Consider the following 17,916-nt stretch of genomic DNA (forward strand, 5'->3'; position numbering starts at 1 on the left):
GGCCCGTAGGTGGCCGCCCGGAGTCTCCGGGCGGCCACACGCAGGTCCGGGCGGCGCCTCCGGGCGCCGCTCACACCACCCGGACGCCGCGCCGCTCACACCACCCGGACGCCGCGCCGCTCACACCACCCGGACGCCGCGCCGCTCACACCACCCGGACGCCGCGCCGCTCACACCGCCCGGACGCCGCGCCGCTCACACCACCCGGACGCCGCGCCGCTCACACCACCCGGACGCCGCGCCGCCAGACCCCGGCGGCCAGCGGGACGCCCGGCCGGTAGGCGAGGTGGACGTGGCTGGGCGCGTCCAGCAGCAGGAGGTCGGCGCGGGCGCCCGGGACGATCCGGCCGACGTCGGTGCGGCGCAGGGCCGCGGCCCCGCCCGCGGTGGCGGCCCGGACCGCTTCGTCGGGGGTCATGCCCATGTCCCGTACCGCGAGGGCGACGCAGAACGCCATCGAGGAGGTGTAGGACGAGCCCGGGTTGCAGTCGGTGGAGAGGGCGACGGTGACCCCCGCGTCGAGCAGCCGCCGGGCGTCCGGCCAGGCGGCGCGGGTGGAGAACTCCGCCCCGGGCAGCAGCGTGGCGACGGTGTTCCCGGCGGCGAGGGCGTCCACGTCCGCGGCGTCGAGGTGGGTGCAGTGGTCGGCGGAGGCCGCGTCCAGCTCCACCGCGAGCCGCACGCCCGGACCGTGGCCGAGCTGGTTGGCGTGCACCCGCGGCAGCAGGCCCTTCGCCTTCCCGGCGGTGAGGACCGCGCGGGCCTGGTCGCCGTCGAAGGCGCCCCGCTCGCAGAAGACGTCGATCCACCGGGCGTACGGGGCGCAGGCGTCCAGCATCGGGCCGGTGACCAGCGCGACGTAGCCGGCCGGGTCGTCCTCGAACTCGGGCGGCACCACGTGGGCGCCGAGGAAGGTGAGCTCGTCGGTGAGCCCGGCGGCCAGGGCCAGCGCGCGGGCCTCGTCCGCGACGGTGAGGCCGTAACCGGACTTGGTCTCGAGGGTGGTGGTGCCCTGCCGGAGCGCCTCGTCCAGATGGCGTACGAGCCCGGCCGCGAGCTCCTCATCCGTGGCGGCGCGGGTGGCGGCGACGGTGGTCCGGATGCCCCCGGCGGTGTACGGGCGCCCGGACATCCGGGCGTGGAACTCCTCGGTGCGGTCGCCGGCGAAGAGCAGGTGGGAGTGGGAGTCCACGAACCCCGGGAGCACGGCCCGGCCGCCCGCGTCCACGGCGCGGTCGGCGGCGGGTGCCCGTGCCGACTCGCCGGTCCAGGCGATGCGGTCGCCGTCGATGACGACGGCCGCGTCCCGGACCAGGCCCAGCGGGGATCCGTCGCCCTGGGCGGGGTCGTTGGTGACCAGGCCGGAGATGTGGGTGAGGACGGTGCTCGTCATCGGGGGGTTGCTCCAGTCGCTCGGGCTGTGCGGGGATCGCTGGTCGCGCGTCAGTCGCGCAGGGCCGCGACGGCGTCGGCGAGCGCGGCGGGCACGTCGTCGACCTGCGTGTGGCGGCCGTCGCGTACGAGGTGGCTCCCCGCCACCACCGTGTGGCGTACGTCCGCGGCGGTCGCCGCGAAGACGGCGGCCTCGGCGGCCAGCCGGTCCACCGGTCCGGCGGTCCTGACGGAGTCCATGGCCACGGTCGTCAGGTCGGCGGGGGCTCCGGCGACGAGGCTGCCGCCCTCCGGCCTGCCGAGGGCCGCGTGGCCGGTCGCCGAGGCGGCGCGGAGCAGGGCGGCGGCCGTCCAGTGGCCCCGGATGTTCGTCCGCAGCCGCTCGTTCAGCTCCATCGCGCGCGCCTCCTCGAAGAGGTCGATCACGGCGTGGCTGTCGCTGCCGAGGGAGACCGGGGAGCCCGCGTGGTGCAGGGCGACGGCGGGGCCGATGCCGTCGGCGAGGTCCCGTTCGGTGGTGGGGCACATGCAGGTGCCGGTGCCGGAGGCGCCGATCAGCTCGATGTCCTCCCCGGTGAGGTGGGTGTGGTGGATGCCGGTGGTGCGGGGGCCGAGGACGCCGTGGTCCGCGAGGAGCCGGGCGGGGGTCCGGCCGTGGGCGGCGAGGCAGGCCTCGTTCTCGGCGGTCTGCTCGGAGAGGTGGACGTGGAGCGGGGCGGCGCGGTCGGCGGCCCACTGGGCGACGGTCTCCAGCTGATCGGCCGGGACGGCCCGCACGGAGTGGATGGCGGCACCGATCAGGGCGTGGCCGCCGCCCCGGAGCGCGGCGGCGCGTTCGGCCCAGGCGTCCGCGGTGGTGTCGGAGAAGCGGAGCTGGTGGTGGTCGGGTTCCTGGCCGAATCCGGCGGCGAGGTAGGCGGTGTCGAGCAGGGTGATGCGGATGCCGGCCTCGGCGGCGGCGGCGATCAGCGCCTCGCCCATCGCGTTCGGGTTGGCGTAGGGGGTGCCGCCGGGGGCGTGGTGGAGGTAGTGGAACTCCCCGACGGCGGTGATGCCCGCGAGGGCCATCTCGGCGTAGGTGGCGCGGGCGAGCGCGAAGTAGGTGTCGGGGGTGAGCTTGGCGGAGACCCGGTACATCCGCTCACGCCAGGTCCAGAACGTCCCGGATCCGACCTGCACGGTGGAGCGCAGGGCCCGGTGGAAGGCGTGCGAGTGGGTGTTCGCCAGCCCCGGCAGGGTGAGACCCCGCAGTACGGTCGCGCCGGGCGGCGGGGTCCCGACGCCGGTGCGGACGGCGGTGATCAGCCCGTCCGCGACGTCGAGGGCGACCCCGGGTTCGACGTGGGTGCCGAGCCAGGCCTGGGAGAGCCAGTACGTCGTCACCTGCATGCGAGACCCTCCAGTACGTCGGCGAGTGCGGCGACCCCGGCCACGCAGTCCTGCTCGGTGGCGTGCTCGGCGGGCGAGTGGGAGACACCGGTGGGGTTCCGTACGAACAGCATGGCGGTCGGCACGGAGGCGGACAAAATACCCGCGTCGTGTCCCGCCCCCGTGGCGAGGACGGGTACGGGTACGGGGTGCCGCCGATCGCCGGTGCGGTCGCCGGGTACGCCGTCTCCGGGTACGCCGTCTCCGGGAACGCGGTCTCCCAGGATGCGGGCGAGTTCGTCGCGCAGGGTGTGCCGGAACTCGACGACGGGCGTGAAGGAATCCCGTACGACGTCGAGGGCGACGCCCGCCCGTTCGGCGTGGTCCCGGGCGGCGCGTTCGACGGCGGCGGTGAGGGCGTCGAGGGTGGCGGCGTCGGCGGCGCGGGAGTCGAGCCAGCCCCGGACGAGGGACGGCACCGCGTTGACGCCGTTGGGCTCGACGGCGACCTTGCCGAAGGTGGCGAGCGCTCCGGCGAGTTCGGCCTCCCGGCGGGCGGCGAGGACGGTCTCGGCGTACGGCAGCATCGGGTCGCGGCGGTCGGCGAGGAGGGTGGTCCCGGCGTGGTTGGCCTCGCCCCGGAAGTCGTACCGCCAGCGGCCGTGCGGCCAGATGGCGGAGGCGATCCCGAGGGGGTCGCCGGTGCGGTCGAGGGACCGTCCCTGCTCGACGTGGAGCTCGACGAACGCGCCGATCCGGCCGAGGCGTCCGGGGTCCGGGCCGATGGCGTCGGGGTCGTACCCGGCGGCCTCCATCGCGCGGGGCAGCGTGACGCCCGCGGCGTCGGTGAGGAGGTGGGCCTGCTCGCGGGTGAGCCGGCCCGCCGCCAGCCGGGAGCCGGTGCAGGCGAGTCCGAAGCGGGCGCCCTCCTCGTCGCCGAAGTTGACGATTCCCAGCGGCCTGGTGAACTCCGCCCCCCGCCGGCGGAGTTCGTCGAGCGCGGCGAAGGCGGAGACCACCCCGAGGGGGCCGTCGAAGGCGCCGCCGTCGGGTACGGAGTCCAGGTGGGAGCCGGTGACGACGGCGTCCCCCGCCAGGGGGTCGCCGAGCCAGGCCCACTGGTTGCCGTTGCGGTCGGTCTCGTGGACGAGCCCGCGCGCCTCGGCCTGACCGCGGAACCACGCCCGGCAGTCGGCGTCCGCGCGGGTCCAGGCGTAGCGGCGGTATCCGCCGGAGGCGGGGTGGCGGCCGAGGGGGGCGAGCTCGCGCCACATCTCCCGGAAGGCCGCCTCGGCGTCCCGGGCGGTCATCGGCGGCCGGCCCGGGTCGTGGCCGCCTCGTCCGCCCCGTCGGTACCGGTCGCGGACGCGTGCCGCTCCGGGCCGTCCGTCCCGTCGCCCTCCCGCATGGGGACGCGGACGCCCCGGTCCTCCGCGACCCGTTCGGCGCCCTCGTACCCCGCGTCGACATGGCGGACGACGCCCATGCCCGGGTCGTTGGTGAGCACCCGGCGGATCTTCTCCCCGGCCAGCGGGGTGCCGTCCGCGACGGTGACCTGCCCGGCGTGGAGGGAGCGGCCCATGCCGACCCCGCCGCCGTGGTGGATGGAGACCCAGGACGCCCCGGAGGCGACGTTGACCATGGCGTTCAGCAGGGGCCAGTCGGCGATGGCGTCCGAGCCGTCGAGCATCGCCTCGGTCTCCCGGTACGGGGAGGCCACCGAGCCGCAGTCCAGGTGGTCGCGGCCGATCACGAGGGGGGCGGCGAGTTCACCGCTCGCGACCATGTCGTTGAAGCGTGCCCCCGCCCGGTCGCGTTCGCCGTAGCCGAGCCAGCAGATCCGGGCGGGCAGGCCCTGGAAGTGGACACGTTCACCGGCGAGTCCGATCCAGCGGCGGAGCGACTCGTTCTCCGGGAAGAGGTCGAGCATCGCCCGGTCGGTGCGGTGGATGTCGGCGGCCTCGCCGGAGAGCGCCGCCCAGCGGAACGGCCCCTTGCCCTCGCAGAAGAGCGGCCGGATGTAGGCGGGGACGAAGCCGGGAAAGTCGAAGGCCCGGTCGTAGCCGGCGAGTCGCGCTTCGCCGCGGATGGAGTTGCCGTAGTCGAAGACCTCGGCCCCGGCGTCCATGAAGCCGACCATCGCCTCCACGTGCCGGGCCATCGACTCCCGGGCCCGGCGGGTGAAGTCGGCGGGCTTCTCGGCGGCGTACGCGGCCATCGCGTCGAACTCGACCCCGACCGGCAGGTACGCCAGCGGATCGTGGGCGCTCGTCTGGTCCGTGACGATGTCGATCGGCGCCCCGGCCGCGAGCAGCTCGGGCAGGATCTCGGCCGCGTTGCCCAGGAGTCCGATCGAAAGCGGCCTGCGGGCGTCGCGGGCCTCGGTGGCGAGCGCGAGGGCGTGGGCGACGCCGTCGGCCCGTACGTCGAGGTAGCGGTGTTCGATCCGGCGCTCGATGGCGCGCGGGTCGCAGTCCACGCAGATCGCGACCCCGTCGTTCATGGTGACGGCGAGCGGCTGGGCGCCACCCATGCCGCCGAGTCCGGCGGTGAGGGTGATGGTCCCGGCGAGGGAGCCGCCGAACCGCTTGGCGGCGACGGCGGCGAAGGTCTCGTAGGTGCCCTGGAGGATGCCCTGGGTGCCGATGTAGATCCAGGAACCCGCGGTCATCTGGCCGTACATGGTGAGGCCGAGCGCCTCCAGGCGCCGGAACTCCTCCCAGTTCGCCCAGTCGCCCACCAGGTTGGAGTTGGCGAGCAGGACGCGCGGGGCCCACTCGTGGGTCTGCATCACGCCGACCGGGCGGCCGGACTGGACGAGCATCGTCTCGTCCTGCTTGAGGGTGCGCAGGGTACGGACCATGGCGTCGTAACTCCGCCAGTCCCGGGCCGCCTTGCCGGTGCCGCCGTAGACGACCAGCTTGTCGGGGTGTTCGGCGACCTCGGGGTCCAGGTTGTTCTGGAGCATGCGCAGGGCGGCCTCCTGCTGCCAGCCCAGGGTGCTCAGTTCGGTGCCGCGCGCGGCCCTGACGGGGCGGGGTCCTGACATGGTGCGCCTCCTTGGTCAGCCATCCATTCACATCCTGATGCGATGAATAGTTCTAGTCAACGGTGCGCCACCGGACACGCGACCGTACGGGGAGGCGGGGCGGAGGGGGCCGTCGGCGGGGCGGGCCGAGGTGGAGCGGCCAGGTCGGGGCGGGCCAGGAGGAGGCGAGCGGGAGGCGGCGAGCGGGTGGCGGCGGGGCGGGACCGCCCGGAGGGGGACCGGCCGGGGCGGGACCGCCAGAGCCCGGAGCGAGGGCGGCCGGAACCGATCGGTCGCAAACGGCCCGGACAGCTGACACGTGACACACGGACACCACCCCAAAGCTCTGCGCAGCTTTCGCGCCATCTCGGCGATTTTCGGACAGCAACGACTTTCGTTCACACATCCCTGCATATGAAACGGCAGATAACGCAGAGAACCGGAGCAGATCGATCAATCGACGGCCTGCCCTTCCGTCCGGATACGTCCGTTTGTCAGACTTCTCCCTCACGCCTTCTCCTCAATTCCCTTACACCGCCCGCCGCATGTACCACTGGAAAATGCCAAACCACCCTCCCGGGACCGGCCACCGTGCGTAGCCTCTGGATCACAGCTCCGAACGCCATTGCCTGGAGGGGAAGCCGCGGTGCCGGGAATCGACGAGTGTCTGCTCGAAGTGATGAGGCTGCCCGGAGCCCGGGGCGCCGCGGTCGTCGACTGGACGAGCGGCCTCGCCCTCGGCACCATCGGTGACTCGCCCAACGGCGACCACGAGGCGACCGCGGCGGAGACCGCCGAGGTGGCCCGGATGGCGGCCGAGCAGCCTGCCTTCACCCTCAGCCCGTACACCGACGGCCGGACGGACGCGAGCGCCCGCAGCGGACTTCCGGTCGAGGACGTCATCATCACGACGCACACCGGCTACCACGTGATCCGCTTCGTGGAGACGGTCTTCGACAGCAGCGTCTTCCTCCATCTCTGGCTCGACCGGACCGACGGAAACCTCGCCCTCGCCCGGATACGCCTGGGCGAGCTGGCCGAACGGCTGGTCCTGGCATGAGCACCAGGACGACGCCCCCCGAGGTGGACCAGGCAGCCGTCCTCTCCCCGATGCTCCAGCGGCTCGCGGCCGAACGCGCCACCGGCGCCCTGATGCGCGACCGCGGCACGCTCTACCTCGCCGACGGGAAGGTGGTGCACGCGGAAAGCCCCTCCACCCCCGGCATCGACGTCCTGCTCACCACGGGCGGGGCGCTGCGCCACGAACGCTGGTGGGACGCGGTCGCCCAGGCGGGCGCCGGCCGAAGGGTCGGCCGCTACCTCGTCGACAGCGGCCATGTTCCGGGCGGAGCACTGGAGTTGTGCCACCTGGGCGCGCTCTACGACGCCGCTTTCTTCGTCCTCGCCCCCACGCGTACGCCGACCAGGTTCCGGTACGGCGTGTCCCACTGGATCGGCCCGGTCCGGCCCGTCGCGGTGGGTGCCGTCGAGCGCGAGACGCTCCGGCGCCGTGAACTGCTGGACCGGATCTGGCCGGACGCGCTGACCGACAGCTCCCCGCTCGTCCGCGCGGCGCACCCGCTGGACACTCCGGTGCCGTCGCGCCAGCGCCATGTGCTGGAGCTGGTCGACGGCGTACGGACGGCCTCCGACATCGCCCAGGTCCTGGGGCGTTCGGCCTTCCACACCCTGGTCGACCTGCGGAGGCTCGCCGCCTCCGGCCTCGTCGAGCCCGTCCGCGAAGCGGTGCCGGCGAGGGCGGCGTCGCCCGGCCGGGTCGTGCTCCCCGATGTGACGTCCGACCCGGACGTCGCTCTGCTGCGCCGGCTCCGAGATGCATTGGAGGGCTTGTGATACGCGCGCTCAGACAGCGTGCCGGGAGGAGACAGCTGATGGCGCCCGAGGCCGAACTACAGGATGTCCTCGACGAACTCCGGCGGCTGCGGGCCCGGGTGCCCCTCATCGGCGGTGCGCTGGCCGCCAGCACCGACGGCCTGGTGCTGGCCCACGACACCCCCGGCGTGGAGGCCGAAGGAGTCGCCGCCCTGACCGCAGCCGCGCTCGGCGTCGCGATCAGGATGACCGAGGCGACCGGCCGCGCAGGGTTCCGGGAGCTCCTGGTCCGGGGGGAGTCCGGCTACATCGCGACGTACGCCGCGGGCTCGTCCGCCGTACTGACGCTGCTCGCCGAGGACCGCGTCAACGTCGGCCGCCTCCACCTGGAGGGCCGCCGGGCGAGCGCCCGGGTCGGGGAACTCGTCGACGCCGCCCTGGACCGCGTCGAGCGGACTCCTCCCCCGCCTCCGGCCCGCCCCGCGCAGAGCCGTGCGCTGCCGCAACGCCCCGTGTAGGGCGGCGGGGCCGGGGCCCCCGACACTCCACAGCCAGGACTGAACCATCACGCAGAAGAGGATCCGGTCACCCCGACCGGTCAGGGAAAGGAAACGAGCACTCATGGCCAACACCGAAACCGCACTCAAGGAAGCGATGTCGTCCATCGAGGGATCCCTCGGTGTCGCTCTCGTCGACTACACCAGCGGCATGGCTCTGGGCACCCTCGGCGGCGGCAAGGACTTCAACCTCGAAGTCGCGGCCGCCGGAAACACCGACGTCGTCCGCGCCAAGCTGCGCACCATGGACCACCTCGGCCTCAAGGAGGAGATCGAGGACATCCTGATCACGCTGAGCGGTCAGTACCACCTGATCCGGCTGCTCAAGACCCGCGGCAGCAACGGGCTCTTCCTCTACTTGGTCCTGGACTCCAACCGCGCCAACCTCGCGATGGCCCGCCACCAGCTGAAGCGGATCGAGGCCGAACTGGAGGTCTGAGGACCGCCCGACCCGGTCCGGACGCACGGATGCCGCCACCCCTTCCGTACGAAGGGGACGGCGGCATCCGTATGTTCGGACCGGGTCAGGCCCGGGTCAGGCGGCGACCCGGCGCGCACCGCCGGCCCGCGCGTCGCCCGCCACCGGCCCGGTCGTCCGGTACGCCTTCACCTGTTTGCCGGCGGGCCGGCCGCGCTTCACCCAGTCCGTACGGACCCAGTAGAGGACGTCCCCGCGCTGTTCGAGCCGCCCGATGCGCGAGGCCCGCAGCCACAGCCCCGCGCCCGCCCCGGCCAGCACCATCCCGCCGGCCCCCGGCAGCAGGAAGCCGGCGCCGAGGGCGACCAGGAAGGCGCCGAGCAGCCACCACCGGTGGGTGCGCCGCCAGTTCCGTACGGTCACCGCCCGGTCCTGGAGCACGTCGGTGCGCCCCGCCCGGGCGGACCCCTTCGCCAGCTCCGCGTACCGCTCAGCCCCGACCGTCGAAACCAGGGCGAGCGTGATGACGAAGAGCGCCGCACCCGTGAGCAGCCCGATCCGGCGGCCCGTCCCGGCGGGGACGAGCGCCCCCACGACGACGACCAGGAGCCCCGGCCACCACAGGGGTGCGGCCCCGGCCCGCACGATCACGGCCACCCTCGCCAACGACTGCGCCCCGCGCCCCATGTCCGTACCCCTCTCCGCGTACCCACCGGCGCCTCAGGGGTGTCCCTGGGCCGGTTCCTCTCGGCGCGGAGATTAGTGGGTTCATCTGAGTTCCGTCTGAGAATCGGTACGTCTCACAGGTGCGCGGTTGCTGCCGAAGGGGGGACAGCCCCTACTCCACGAACAGCCCCCGCGCCGCCGCCCGTGCGTCGAAGGACTCCAGCCGGGCCTGCGCGTCCGGCAGTCCGTCGCACATCGCCTCCAGCAGGACCCGGCCGAGCAGCATCGGGGCGCAGGCGGTGTCGAAGGCGAGGCCGGTGCCGACCGGGGCCGGGATGAGGAGGTCGCTGAGTGCGGCGACCGGGGCGAAGGCCGAGTCGGCGACGGTCACCGTGGTGAGCCCCTGCTCGCGGGCATGGCCGAGCGCGTCCAGGGTCTCCCTCGGGTGGCGGGGCAGCGCGAAGCAGAGGAGCACCTCGGCGCCGGCCCGGCGGGCTGCGTCGATGCGGTCGTGCAGCATCGAACCGCCCTCGTCGAGCACGCGGACGTCGGGGTGCACCTTCGCGGCGAAGTAGCCGAATCCGCGGGCCTGCGCGGACGCGGCGCGCAGCCCGAGCACCGGAAGCGGGCTGGACGCGGCGAGCAGCCGTCCGGCCCGCTCCACCGGTTCCGGGTCGGCGAGGAGTTCGGAGAGGTGGCGCAGGTTCTCGATCTCGGCGTGGACGGCCTGCTGGTAGGCGTTGTACGTGTACGGGTCCTCGGCGCCGGTCTCCCCGTCGGTGTCGGCGGGCGCGGTCTCCCGCAGGTGCCGGCGGAGCGACGGGTACCCGTCGAAGCCGAGCGCCACGGCGAACCGGGTCACGGAGGGCTGGCTGACTCCGGCCAGCTCGGCGAGTTCGACGCTGGACAGGAAGGGGGCGTCGGCGGCCCTGCGTACCAGGGAGTGGGCGATCCGGCGTTGGGTCGGTGTGAGCCGCCGCCCCTCGAAGAGCCGCTGCAACCGTGCCGCGGGTCCGCTCCCGCCCATGCTCCGCCTCCGTACGTCCGTGGTCCGTGCCCGCCGCGGCGCGATCCCGCAGCGGCGCGAACCCGCCCCGATCCGCCGCCGTGGCATCCATTCAGCCAGCAAGCGGAGTGCATGTCCATATACAGAGGAGCGGCGGGCGGCAGGGAACGCGGCGGGGTCCGGCGCGGGCACGCCAGGCGCTCCGGGTACGCCGGGCCTGCGGAGAGAGGTGAGGGGGCGCGAAGGCGCCAGGGGCACCCGGCTGCCGAACGCGCCGGCGGCCCGGGGGCGAACCCCGCTGCCGAACGCGCCGACGGCCGGCCGGTGAACCCGGCCGGCCGTCGGCGGAAGCATGTCGCGGGGACCGCCGCACCCCCGGTCGCCCGGGGGGCGGGACGACGGCGGTCCCCGCGAGGGACGCGGTCCGGGTCAGGGCCGGGCACTCGCGTCCTGGCGACTTTGGAGGTCCGGGAGCCGCTCCGTAGTCCATGTCGCCGTATGTGGGGCCGGCGGGTTTCCCTGCCGACATCCACCAATGTGCCGGACGCGTGTTAACCGGGTGCTGCGTGGACGTGACGCGCTCGTACCAGTTCTGCGACGGGCCCCGGCGGGACCGGGCGGCGGCCCGAGGGGGTCAGACGGTGACACCGCTCCCCTTCGCCAGGAAGGAGAGGAGGTCCTGCCTGCTCACGACCCCCTTGGGCTTCCCCTCCACCAGCACGATCGCGGCGTCGGCCCCGCCGGAGCCGCTGAGCACGGCCATCAGGTCCTCCACCGGTTCGCCGGATCCGACCTGGGGCAGCGGCGGCGACATGTGCTTCTCCAGCGGGTCGGTGAGCTGCGCCCGCTTGGTGAACAGGGCGTCCAGGAGTTCGCGCTCCACCACCGAGCCGACGATCTCGGCGGCCATCACGTCGGGGTGTCCGGCGCCCGGCTTCACGATCGGCATCTGGGAGACGCCGTACTCGCGCAGGACCTCGATGGCCTGGCCGACCGTCTCGTCCGGGTGCATGTGGACGAGCGAGGGCATCGGACCCTCCTTGTGGGCGAGCACCGCGTCGACGCGGGCGGAGGGGCCGGTGTCCTCCAGGAAGCCGTAGTCGGCCATCCATTCGTCGTTGAAGATCTTGCTGAGGTAGCCGCGTCCGCTGTCCGGCAGCAGGACGACCACCACGTCGTCCGGGCCGAGCCGCCGGGCGACCTCCAGGGCCGCGACGACCGCCATCCCGCAGGAGCCGCCGACGAGGAGCCCCTCCTCCTTGGCCAGGCGGCGGGTCATCTGGAAGGAGTCCTTGTCCGAGACGGCGACGATCTCGTCCGTGACGGTCCGGTCGTAGGCGGACGGCCAGAAGTCCTCGCCGACGCCCTCCACCAGGTACGGGCGCCCGGAGCCGCCGGAGTAGACCGAGCCCTCCGGGTCGGCGCCGACCACGGTGACCCCGCCGTCACTGATCTCCTTGAGGTAGCGGCCGGTTCCGGTGATGGTGCCTCCGGTGCCGACGCCCGCGACGAAGTGGGTGATCCGCCCCTCCGTCTGCTCCCACAGCTCGGGACCGGTGGTCTCGTAGTGGGAGCGCGGGTTGTTCGGGTTGGAGTACTGGTCGGGCTTCCAGGCTCCGGGGGTCTCACGGACCAGCCGGTCGGAGACGTTGTAGTACGAGTCGGGGTGCGAGGGATCGACGGCCGTCGGGCAGACGACGACCTCGGCGCCGTATGCGCGCATCACGTTGATCTTGTCCATGGACACCTTGTCCGGGCAGACGAAGACGCACTTGTACCCCTTCTGCTGCGCGACGATGGCGAGGCCGACGCCGGTGTTGCCGCTCGTCGGCTCGACGATCGTGCCGCCGGGACGCAGTTCGCCGCTCCGCTCCGCCGCCTCGATCATGCGCAGCGCGATGCGGTCCTTCACCGAGCCGCCGGGGTTGAAGTACTCGACCTTGGCCAGGACGGTCGCCTGAATGCCGGCCGAGACGCTCCGCAGTCTGACCAGCGGGGTGTTGCCGACAAGACTGATCATCGAATCGTGGAATTTCACCGTGTGCTCCGGGATCTCCGAGATGGTCCGGCCCAGAGTATGCGTACGGGCACCGCATTGGGCGAAGCGATTGGACGCATCCCTCCGCGGGGCAGGTAGGTACGTGTACGGCTGAGTGGCGAGAAGGAGGTGGACCGCACGGTGTCGACGGCAAGAGTGGCACGGCGGATCGCGGCGGGCGCCGCGTTCGGCGGCGGCAGCATCGGGCTCATCGGGGCGGCGACGGTCGGCCTCGTCCTGGCCGAGGTGCAGCTCGCGAAGCGGCAGGTGGGCGGCGGTATCGCCCCGGTACCTCCGAGTGCGGACGGGCGGTACGGCGTCGCCTTCGCCGGGCCCGCCGACCCGCTCCGGCTGGCTCTGCTCGGTGACTCCACGGCGGCCGGCCAGGGGGTGCGGCGGGCCGGGCAGACCCCGGGGGCGCTGCTCGCCTCGGGGCTCGCGGCGGTCGCCGAGCGGCCGGTGGACATGCGCAACGTGGCCCAGCCCGGGGCCAGATCGGACGATCTGGAGCGGCAGGTGGCCCTGTTGCTGGCCGATCCGTCGGGTCACCCGGACGTGTGCGTGATCATGATCGGCGCGAACGACGTCACCCACCGGATGCCCGCCACGCAGTCGGTGCGCTGCCTGAACACCGCGGTCCGCAGACTGCGGACGGCGGGCGCGGAGGTGGTCGTGGCGACCTGCCCGGACCTCGGCACGATCGAGCCGGTCTACCAGCCGCTGCGGTACCTGGCCCGCCGGGTCAGCCGGCAGCTGGCGGCGGCCCAGACGATCGGCGCGGTGGAGCAGGGCGGGCGCACGGTCTCGCTGGGCGATCTGCTGGGGCCCGAGTTCGAGGCGAACCCGCGCGAGCTCTTCGGCCCGGACAACTACCACCCCTCCGCCGAGGGGTACGCCACGGCGTCGATGGCGGTGCTCCCGACGCTCTGCGCGGCACTCGGTCTGTGGCCGGAGACGGACCACCTCGACGGTTCGCGGCGCGAGGACATGCTGCCGGTGGCGAAGGCCGCGTCGCAGGCGGCGCGGGAGGCCGGTACGGAGGTCACGGGGGCGCGCGCTCCCTGGGCCCTGCTCAAGCACCGCAGGCGGCGGCGTCTCCCCTCGCACACGGAGCCCCACCCGCACCCGGCGGACCGGGCGACGGGCCGGGCGGCGGAGCACCCGGCGGACCACGCGGACCACGCGGACCACGCGGACCACGCGGACCACGCGCCGGAGCGTGCGCCGGACGGACAGGGGCCCGGGGAAACCGGTGCGCCCCGAAGCCCGGGCACGGACACGGACACGGCTCACGGTTCCGGTTCCGGCCCCGCTGCACCCGGGGCGAACGCCGACGCGCAGGCGCGCGCGGCCCGGCGACGCCCGTGAGGGAGACGGGACGCACGGGGCGTGAACGGTGCGCCGAGGCGCCCCGAGCAGACTGAGCAAGCGCTTAGAAAAGAGGCCCGCATCACACGGCCAGGCCGGTGACCCCGGCCTGGCCGCCGGGTAACTTCCCAGACAGTGATGCCGGAACGGTCCGGCGGGGAGCCGCCGTCGGCGGTGGTCCCGCCGGCCGTCCGACCGGCCGTCCGGTCGCGTCCCGCCCGGCCACGGCCGTACCGTCGTTGAGCCTTCCCCTCCCCATGGAGCCGCGTGATGCCCGAAGCCGTGATCGTCTCTGCAGCCCGTTCGCCCATCGGCCGCGCCTTCAAGGGGTCGCTCAAGGACGTCCGGGCCGACGACCTGACCGCCACCATCATCCAGACCGCTCTGGCGAAGGTCCCCGAGCTGGACCCGCGGGACATCGACGACCTGATGCTCGGCTGCGGCCTCCCCGGCGGCGAGCAGGGCAACAACCTGGGGCGCGTCGTCGCCGTGCAGATGGGGATGGACCACCTGCCGGGCTGTACGGTCACCCGCTACTGCTCCTCCTCGCTCCAGACCAGCCGCATGGCGCTGCACGCCATCAAGGCCGGCGAGGGCGACGTCTTCATCTCCGCCGGTGTCGAGATGGTCTCCCGCTTCGCCAAGGGGAACTCCGACAGCCTGCCGGACACCCGCAACCCGCTCTTCGCCGAGGCCGAGGCGCGTACCGCCGCCCGCGCCGAGGCGACCGGCACCGACTGGCACGACCCGCGCGAGGACGGGCTGATCCCGGACGCGTACATCTCGATGGGGCAGACCGCGGAGAACCTCGCCCGGCTCAAGGGCATCAGCCGCGCGGAGATGGACGAGTTCGGCGTACGGTCCCAGAACCTCGCCGAGGAAGCCCTGAAGAACGGTTTCTGGGAGCGCGAGATCACGCCGGTCACGACACCGGACGGCACGGTCGTCTCGAAGGACGACGGCCCGCGCGCGGGCGTCACGCTGGAGGGCGTCTCCGGGCTGAAGCCGGTCTTCCGCCCCGACGGCCTGGTCACCGCGGGCAACTGCTGCCCGCTCAACGACGGCGCCGCCGCTCTCGTGATCATGTCCGACACCAAGGCGCGCGAGCTCGGCCTGACCCCGCTCGCCCGGATCGTCTCCACCGGCGTCTCCGGCCTCTCCCCCGAGATCATGGGATACGGGCCGGTCGAGGCCAGCAAGCAGGCGCTGAAGCGGGCCGGCCTGACCATCGACGACATCGACCTCGCCGAGCTCAACGAGGCCTTCGCCGCCCAGGTCATCCCCTCCTACCGGGACCTCGGCCTGCCGCTGGAGAAGGTCAACGTCAACGGCGGGGCCATCGCGGTCGGCCACCCCTTCGGCATGACGGGCGCCCGCATCACCGGCACCCTGATCAACAGCCTTCAGTTCCACGACAAGCAGTTCGGCCTGGAGACCATGTGTGTCGGCGGCGGCCAGGGCATGGCCATGGTCATCGAGCGCCTCAGCTGATCCGAGCCGGTACGGGCCCGGTCCGGCCGGCCCGACCCCGGCCCGGTCCGGCGACCGGGTCGCCCGGGGCCGGGCGGAGGGACTCCCTCCGCCCGGCCCTTCACGTGCGCCCCGCCACGGATCCCGTCGGGGCCCCGCGGACCCGCGGGCGAACCCCGCCGAGCCCGCACCGTGACCGAAACTGTCCCAGGATGTGATGTGCACCCCCGGACGTCATCGTTTCCGCAGGTCAGAGCGGATCGACCGAATGCGCCGGGACCAAAGCCCTGTCCAGTTCGTGACGTTATGCACTGACGGCGGGCTGAGCGACAGGACAAGCTGATGTAGGAAGTCGGGGGTATCGACAGAGACCGGGAGTATGTCAGTGAGCGCCATGTCGTTTGCCCTGTTGCTGACCAGCGCCGCCGCCACGGCCGTGGGCGCCGCTGCCGTGCACTCCGCTCGCGGGCTGCACCGGCAGATCGCCGGGCTGCGCGACGAGCTCGCCCGGGACCGTGCCCGCACGGTGCCCGCGCAGGGTCGTACCGGCACCGCGCCCGCCGACGAGATACGCGCGGCGGTGTCCGAGGCCCTCGCCGAGGAGCGGGAGCGCGAACTCGCCGAGGCGCGCGCCTTCTGGGCGGCGCAGGAGGCCCGTGACGCGGCCGACGCCCCGTCGCTGCTGGGCGGACTGGCCGGGCTGGGCGAGGACGCCTCGTACTTCCTGCCCCGGCAGGCGGACTTCGCCGGCCTGGAGGCGCTGACCTTCCCGTACGCCGAGGAGCCGGACGAGGCCGACGAGGCGGCGTACAACGCCTTCGCGGCCCGTCCCGCCCACCCTGAGGACGCGGCCGTGACCGACGCGCTGCAGGAGCTCGCCGAGGCCGCGGAGGAGCCCGGGGCGGCGGAGTTCGCCGACGACTCCCCCGAGCTGGCCGCCGCCCGCCGCCGTCACCCGTCCCACCCGGACTTCGTCCCAGTCCGGACACCGGTGATCACCGACCACGAGCGGACGGTCAACCGCCTGGAGGAGCTCGCCGACACGGGCATCGAGCTGACGGACGTACGTCCCGGTCCGCTCGGCACCCTGGACGTGTACGTCTTCGCCGACGGCACCACGCTCTGTATGACCCCGGGCCACCGGGAGACGGCCGAGCGGCTCGCGGACTCCCTGCGCGCGGGCGAGCAGCCGGTGCTGCTGGGCGGTTCGGGTGTCTCCGGCGCCTACGCGCTGACCTTCTCCTGCGGCGCGGACAACGTCTACATCCTCGCGGACCGGGTCATCGCCTCGTTCTGACCCCGGGTACGGACAACGACGGCGGGAAGTCCGCGCGGGGCCCCCGGGCTCCGAGAGCCGTCCCGCGGCTCCCGGCGGGACGGCCCCTACGCGAAAGCCTCCGCCGCCGCCTCCGTCACGTACCGCACGGCCTCGTCCAGCTCCTCGGGCGGGGCCGTTTCCAGTGCCACGGCCAGGTCGTGACCGGCGACGGCCACCTGGTCACCGACGCCGAACATCCCGGCGTCAGGCAGGACGCGCGGCTCCTGTCCCGGCCGTTCCACGCGCTGCGCGCGGGCGCTCAGCTCCCGGGCGGCTTCCAGTGCCCGTGCTGCGGTGCCCTGCTGGAGGCGGCTCTGCGGAGCGGCCCGCAGCCGGTCGGCGAAACGGTCCACGGCGGTGATCAAGGGGGTTGTATCAAGCACTCCGCGACCCTACGCGCCCGGCGCCCGCCCCGGCACACGCGGACGGCCCGCAGGCAGTGCCTGCGGGCCGTCCGTGGACCGGCGCGACGGGAGTCGGCGGTACGGGATCAGTCGTCGCCGCTGAGGATCGCGACGAGCCGCAGCATCTCCAGGTAGATCCAGACCAGGGTCACGGTGAGGCCGAAGGCGGCCGTCCACGCCTCCTCGCGCGGAGCGCCGTAGGCGATGCCGTCCTCGACCACCTTGAAGTCCAGGGCGAGGACGCAGGCGCCGATCACGATGGCGACGATGCCGAAGACGACACCGAGCGCACCGCTGCGGAAGCCGAGGCCGTCACCGCCGCCGAAGAGGGCGAAGAGGCCGTTGACCAGCATGAGCAGCATGAAGCCGATCAGGGCGGCCATGACGAAGCCGTAGAAGCGGCGGGTCACCCGGATGAGACCGGTCCGGTACGCGAGCAGGACGCCGCCGAAGACGGCCATGGTGCCGAGCACGGCCTGCATGGCGGCGCCGGGGCTGACGTAGGCGTCGACGACGTTGCTGACGACGCCGAGGAAGATTCCCTCGAACGCGGCGTAGGCCAGGATCAGCGGCGGGGACGGCTTGCGCTTGAACGAGTTGACCATCGACAGGACGAAGCCGATGAGCGCGGCTCCGATGGCGATGCCGTAGGACTTACCGAGGTTCTCGGTGTCGATCGGCAGGAGCCACCAGGCGAGCACGGCGCCGACGACGACCGTGCCGAGCGTCATCGCGGTGCGGCTGACGACGTCGTCGATGGTCATCGCACCGGAACGGACCCCGGGCGGCGTCTGCTGTGCGTAGGGGTTGGTGGCGTACGGATGGGCGGTGCCCTGCGCGTAGGGGTTCTCACCCGTGACGGTGGCCCCGGCCTGCGGCGCCGCGTACCCAGCGGTACCGCTGTCGCGGCTGAACCCACGTCGCGAGAAGACCGGGTTGCTGCTCCTCATCTCACTCCTCCATGGCCACACAGCGTGGCCTTGCGACAAGAGTAATGGGTAGGCAAAGGATGCACCCTCGTGCCGAGGGAGGATCTTTACGGCTCCGGAA

General features: G+C 73.4%; 15 protein-coding genes and 1 pseudogene. 7 read left to right on the forward strand and 9 right to left on the reverse strand.

Annotation, left to right across the window (positions count from 1 at the left end):
* Nucleotides 1-220: 220 nt before the first annotated feature.
* From hutI to hutU, 4 genes are read right to left on the reverse strand one after another with little or no spacing between them, the layout of a single operon-like run.
* On the reverse strand, nt 221-1,393 hold the full coding sequence (gene hutI / locus ACFZAX_RS32530) for an imidazolonepropionase (protein WP_390966116.1): 1,173 nt from the start codon (nt 1,391-1,393) through the stop codon (nt 221-223).
* Nucleotides 1,394-1,443: 50 nt separating this feature from the next.
* Nucleotides 1,444-2,781: a formimidoylglutamate deiminase gene (locus tag ACFZAX_RS32535; RefSeq protein WP_390966117.1), complete on the reverse strand. Its 1,338-nt coding sequence runs from the start codon at nt 2,779-2,781 to the stop codon at nt 1,444-1,446.
* Nucleotides 2,772-4,070: an allantoate amidohydrolase gene (locus ACFZAX_RS32540; protein WP_390966119.1), complete on the reverse strand. Its 1,299-nt coding sequence runs from the start codon at nt 4,068-4,070 to the stop codon at nt 2,772-2,774. Before ACFZAX_RS32540 ends, ACFZAX_RS32535 begins: the two co-directional genes overlap by 10 nt.
* A complete protein-coding gene (gene hutU / locus ACFZAX_RS32545; protein WP_390966121.1) occupies nt 4,067-5,809 on the reverse strand; it encodes a urocanate hydratase in 1,743 nt (580 codons plus the stop codon). The genes ACFZAX_RS32540 and hutU overlap by 4 nt, the downstream gene beginning before the upstream one ends.
* Nucleotides 5,810-6,434: 625 nt before the next feature.
* Here hutU and ACFZAX_RS32550 point away from each other — a divergent pair.
* The 4 genes from ACFZAX_RS32550 to ACFZAX_RS32565 all read left to right on the forward strand — a co-directional run bounded on the left by ACFZAX_RS32550 (nt 6,435) and on the right by ACFZAX_RS32565 (nt 8,617).
* Complete coding sequence (locus ACFZAX_RS32550) at nt 6,435-6,848, forward strand: hypothetical protein (RefSeq protein WP_390966123.1); 414 nt, start codon at nt 6,435-6,437, stop codon at nt 6,846-6,848.
* A complete protein-coding gene (locus ACFZAX_RS32555) occupies nt 6,845-7,642 on the forward strand; it encodes a transcriptional regulator (RefSeq protein WP_390966125.1) in 798 nt (265 codons plus the stop codon). Before ACFZAX_RS32550 ends, ACFZAX_RS32555 begins: the two co-directional genes overlap by 4 nt.
* A gap of 38 nt (nt 7,643-7,680) precedes the next feature.
* Nucleotides 7,681-8,139, forward strand: coding sequence for a roadblock/LC7 domain-containing protein (locus tag ACFZAX_RS32560; protein ID WP_390966127.1), 459 nt, complete (start codon nt 7,681-7,683; stop codon nt 8,137-8,139).
* A gap of 103 nt (nt 8,140-8,242) precedes the next feature.
* The gene (locus ACFZAX_RS32565) at nt 8,243-8,617 is read left to right on the forward strand and encodes a hypothetical protein (protein WP_390966129.1); all 375 of its coding nucleotides are present in this window, start codon (nt 8,243-8,245) and stop codon (nt 8,615-8,617) included.
* 96 nt (nt 8,618-8,713) lie between these two features.
* Here the strand turns inward: ACFZAX_RS32565 and ACFZAX_RS32570 are convergent, their stop codons facing one another.
* The 3 genes from ACFZAX_RS32570 to ACFZAX_RS32580 all read right to left on the reverse strand — a co-directional run bounded on the left by ACFZAX_RS32570 (nt 8,714) and on the right by ACFZAX_RS32580 (nt 12,306).
* Entirely contained in the window at nt 8,714-9,283 is a 570-nt protein-coding gene (locus ACFZAX_RS32570; RefSeq protein WP_390966131.1) for a hypothetical protein, read from the reverse strand.
* Nucleotides 9,284-9,434: 151 nt separating this feature from the next.
* Nucleotides 9,435-10,289, reverse strand: coding sequence for a MurR/RpiR family transcriptional regulator (locus ACFZAX_RS32575; RefSeq protein ID WP_390966133.1), 855 nt, complete (start codon nt 10,287-10,289; stop codon nt 9,435-9,437).
* A gap of 613 nt (nt 10,290-10,902) precedes the next feature.
* Complete coding sequence (locus tag ACFZAX_RS32580) at nt 10,903-12,306, reverse strand: cystathionine beta-synthase (protein ID WP_390966134.1); 1,404 nt, start codon at nt 12,304-12,306, stop codon at nt 10,903-10,905.
* A gap of 156 nt (nt 12,307-12,462) precedes the next feature.
* Here ACFZAX_RS32580 and ACFZAX_RS32585 point away from each other — a divergent pair.
* From ACFZAX_RS32585 to ACFZAX_RS32595, 3 genes and pseudogenes are all read left to right on the forward strand, one after another.
* A pseudogene (locus tag ACFZAX_RS32585) lies at nt 12,463-13,452 on the forward strand (SGNH/GDSL hydrolase family protein); the annotation flags it as partial.
* A gap of 492 nt (nt 13,453-13,944) precedes the next feature.
* Nucleotides 13,945-15,165: an acetyl-CoA C-acetyltransferase gene (locus tag ACFZAX_RS32590; RefSeq protein WP_390966136.1), complete on the forward strand. Its 1,221-nt coding sequence runs from the start codon at nt 13,945-13,947 to the stop codon at nt 15,163-15,165.
* A gap of 373 nt (nt 15,166-15,538) precedes the next feature.
* Complete coding sequence (locus ACFZAX_RS32595; protein WP_390966138.1) at nt 15,539-16,441, forward strand: hypothetical protein; 903 nt, start codon at nt 15,539-15,541, stop codon at nt 16,439-16,441.
* Between the two features lie 86 nt (nt 16,442-16,527).
* Here the strand turns inward: ACFZAX_RS32595 and ACFZAX_RS32600 are convergent, their stop codons facing one another.
* Complete coding sequence (locus tag ACFZAX_RS32600; RefSeq protein ID WP_390966140.1) at nt 16,528-16,845, reverse strand: hypothetical protein; 318 nt, start codon at nt 16,843-16,845, stop codon at nt 16,528-16,530.
* Between the two features lie 107 nt (nt 16,846-16,952).
* Nucleotides 16,953-17,816, reverse strand: coding sequence for a Bax inhibitor-1/YccA family protein (locus tag ACFZAX_RS32605; RefSeq protein ID WP_390966141.1), 864 nt, complete (start codon nt 17,814-17,816; stop codon nt 16,953-16,955).
* Nucleotides 17,817-17,916 lie beyond the last annotated feature (100 nt).

The sequence above is a fragment of the Streptomyces sp. NPDC008125 genome (assembly GCF_042957125.1).
Taxonomy (GTDB): Bacteria; Actinomycetota; Actinomycetes; order Streptomycetales; family Streptomycetaceae; genus Streptomyces.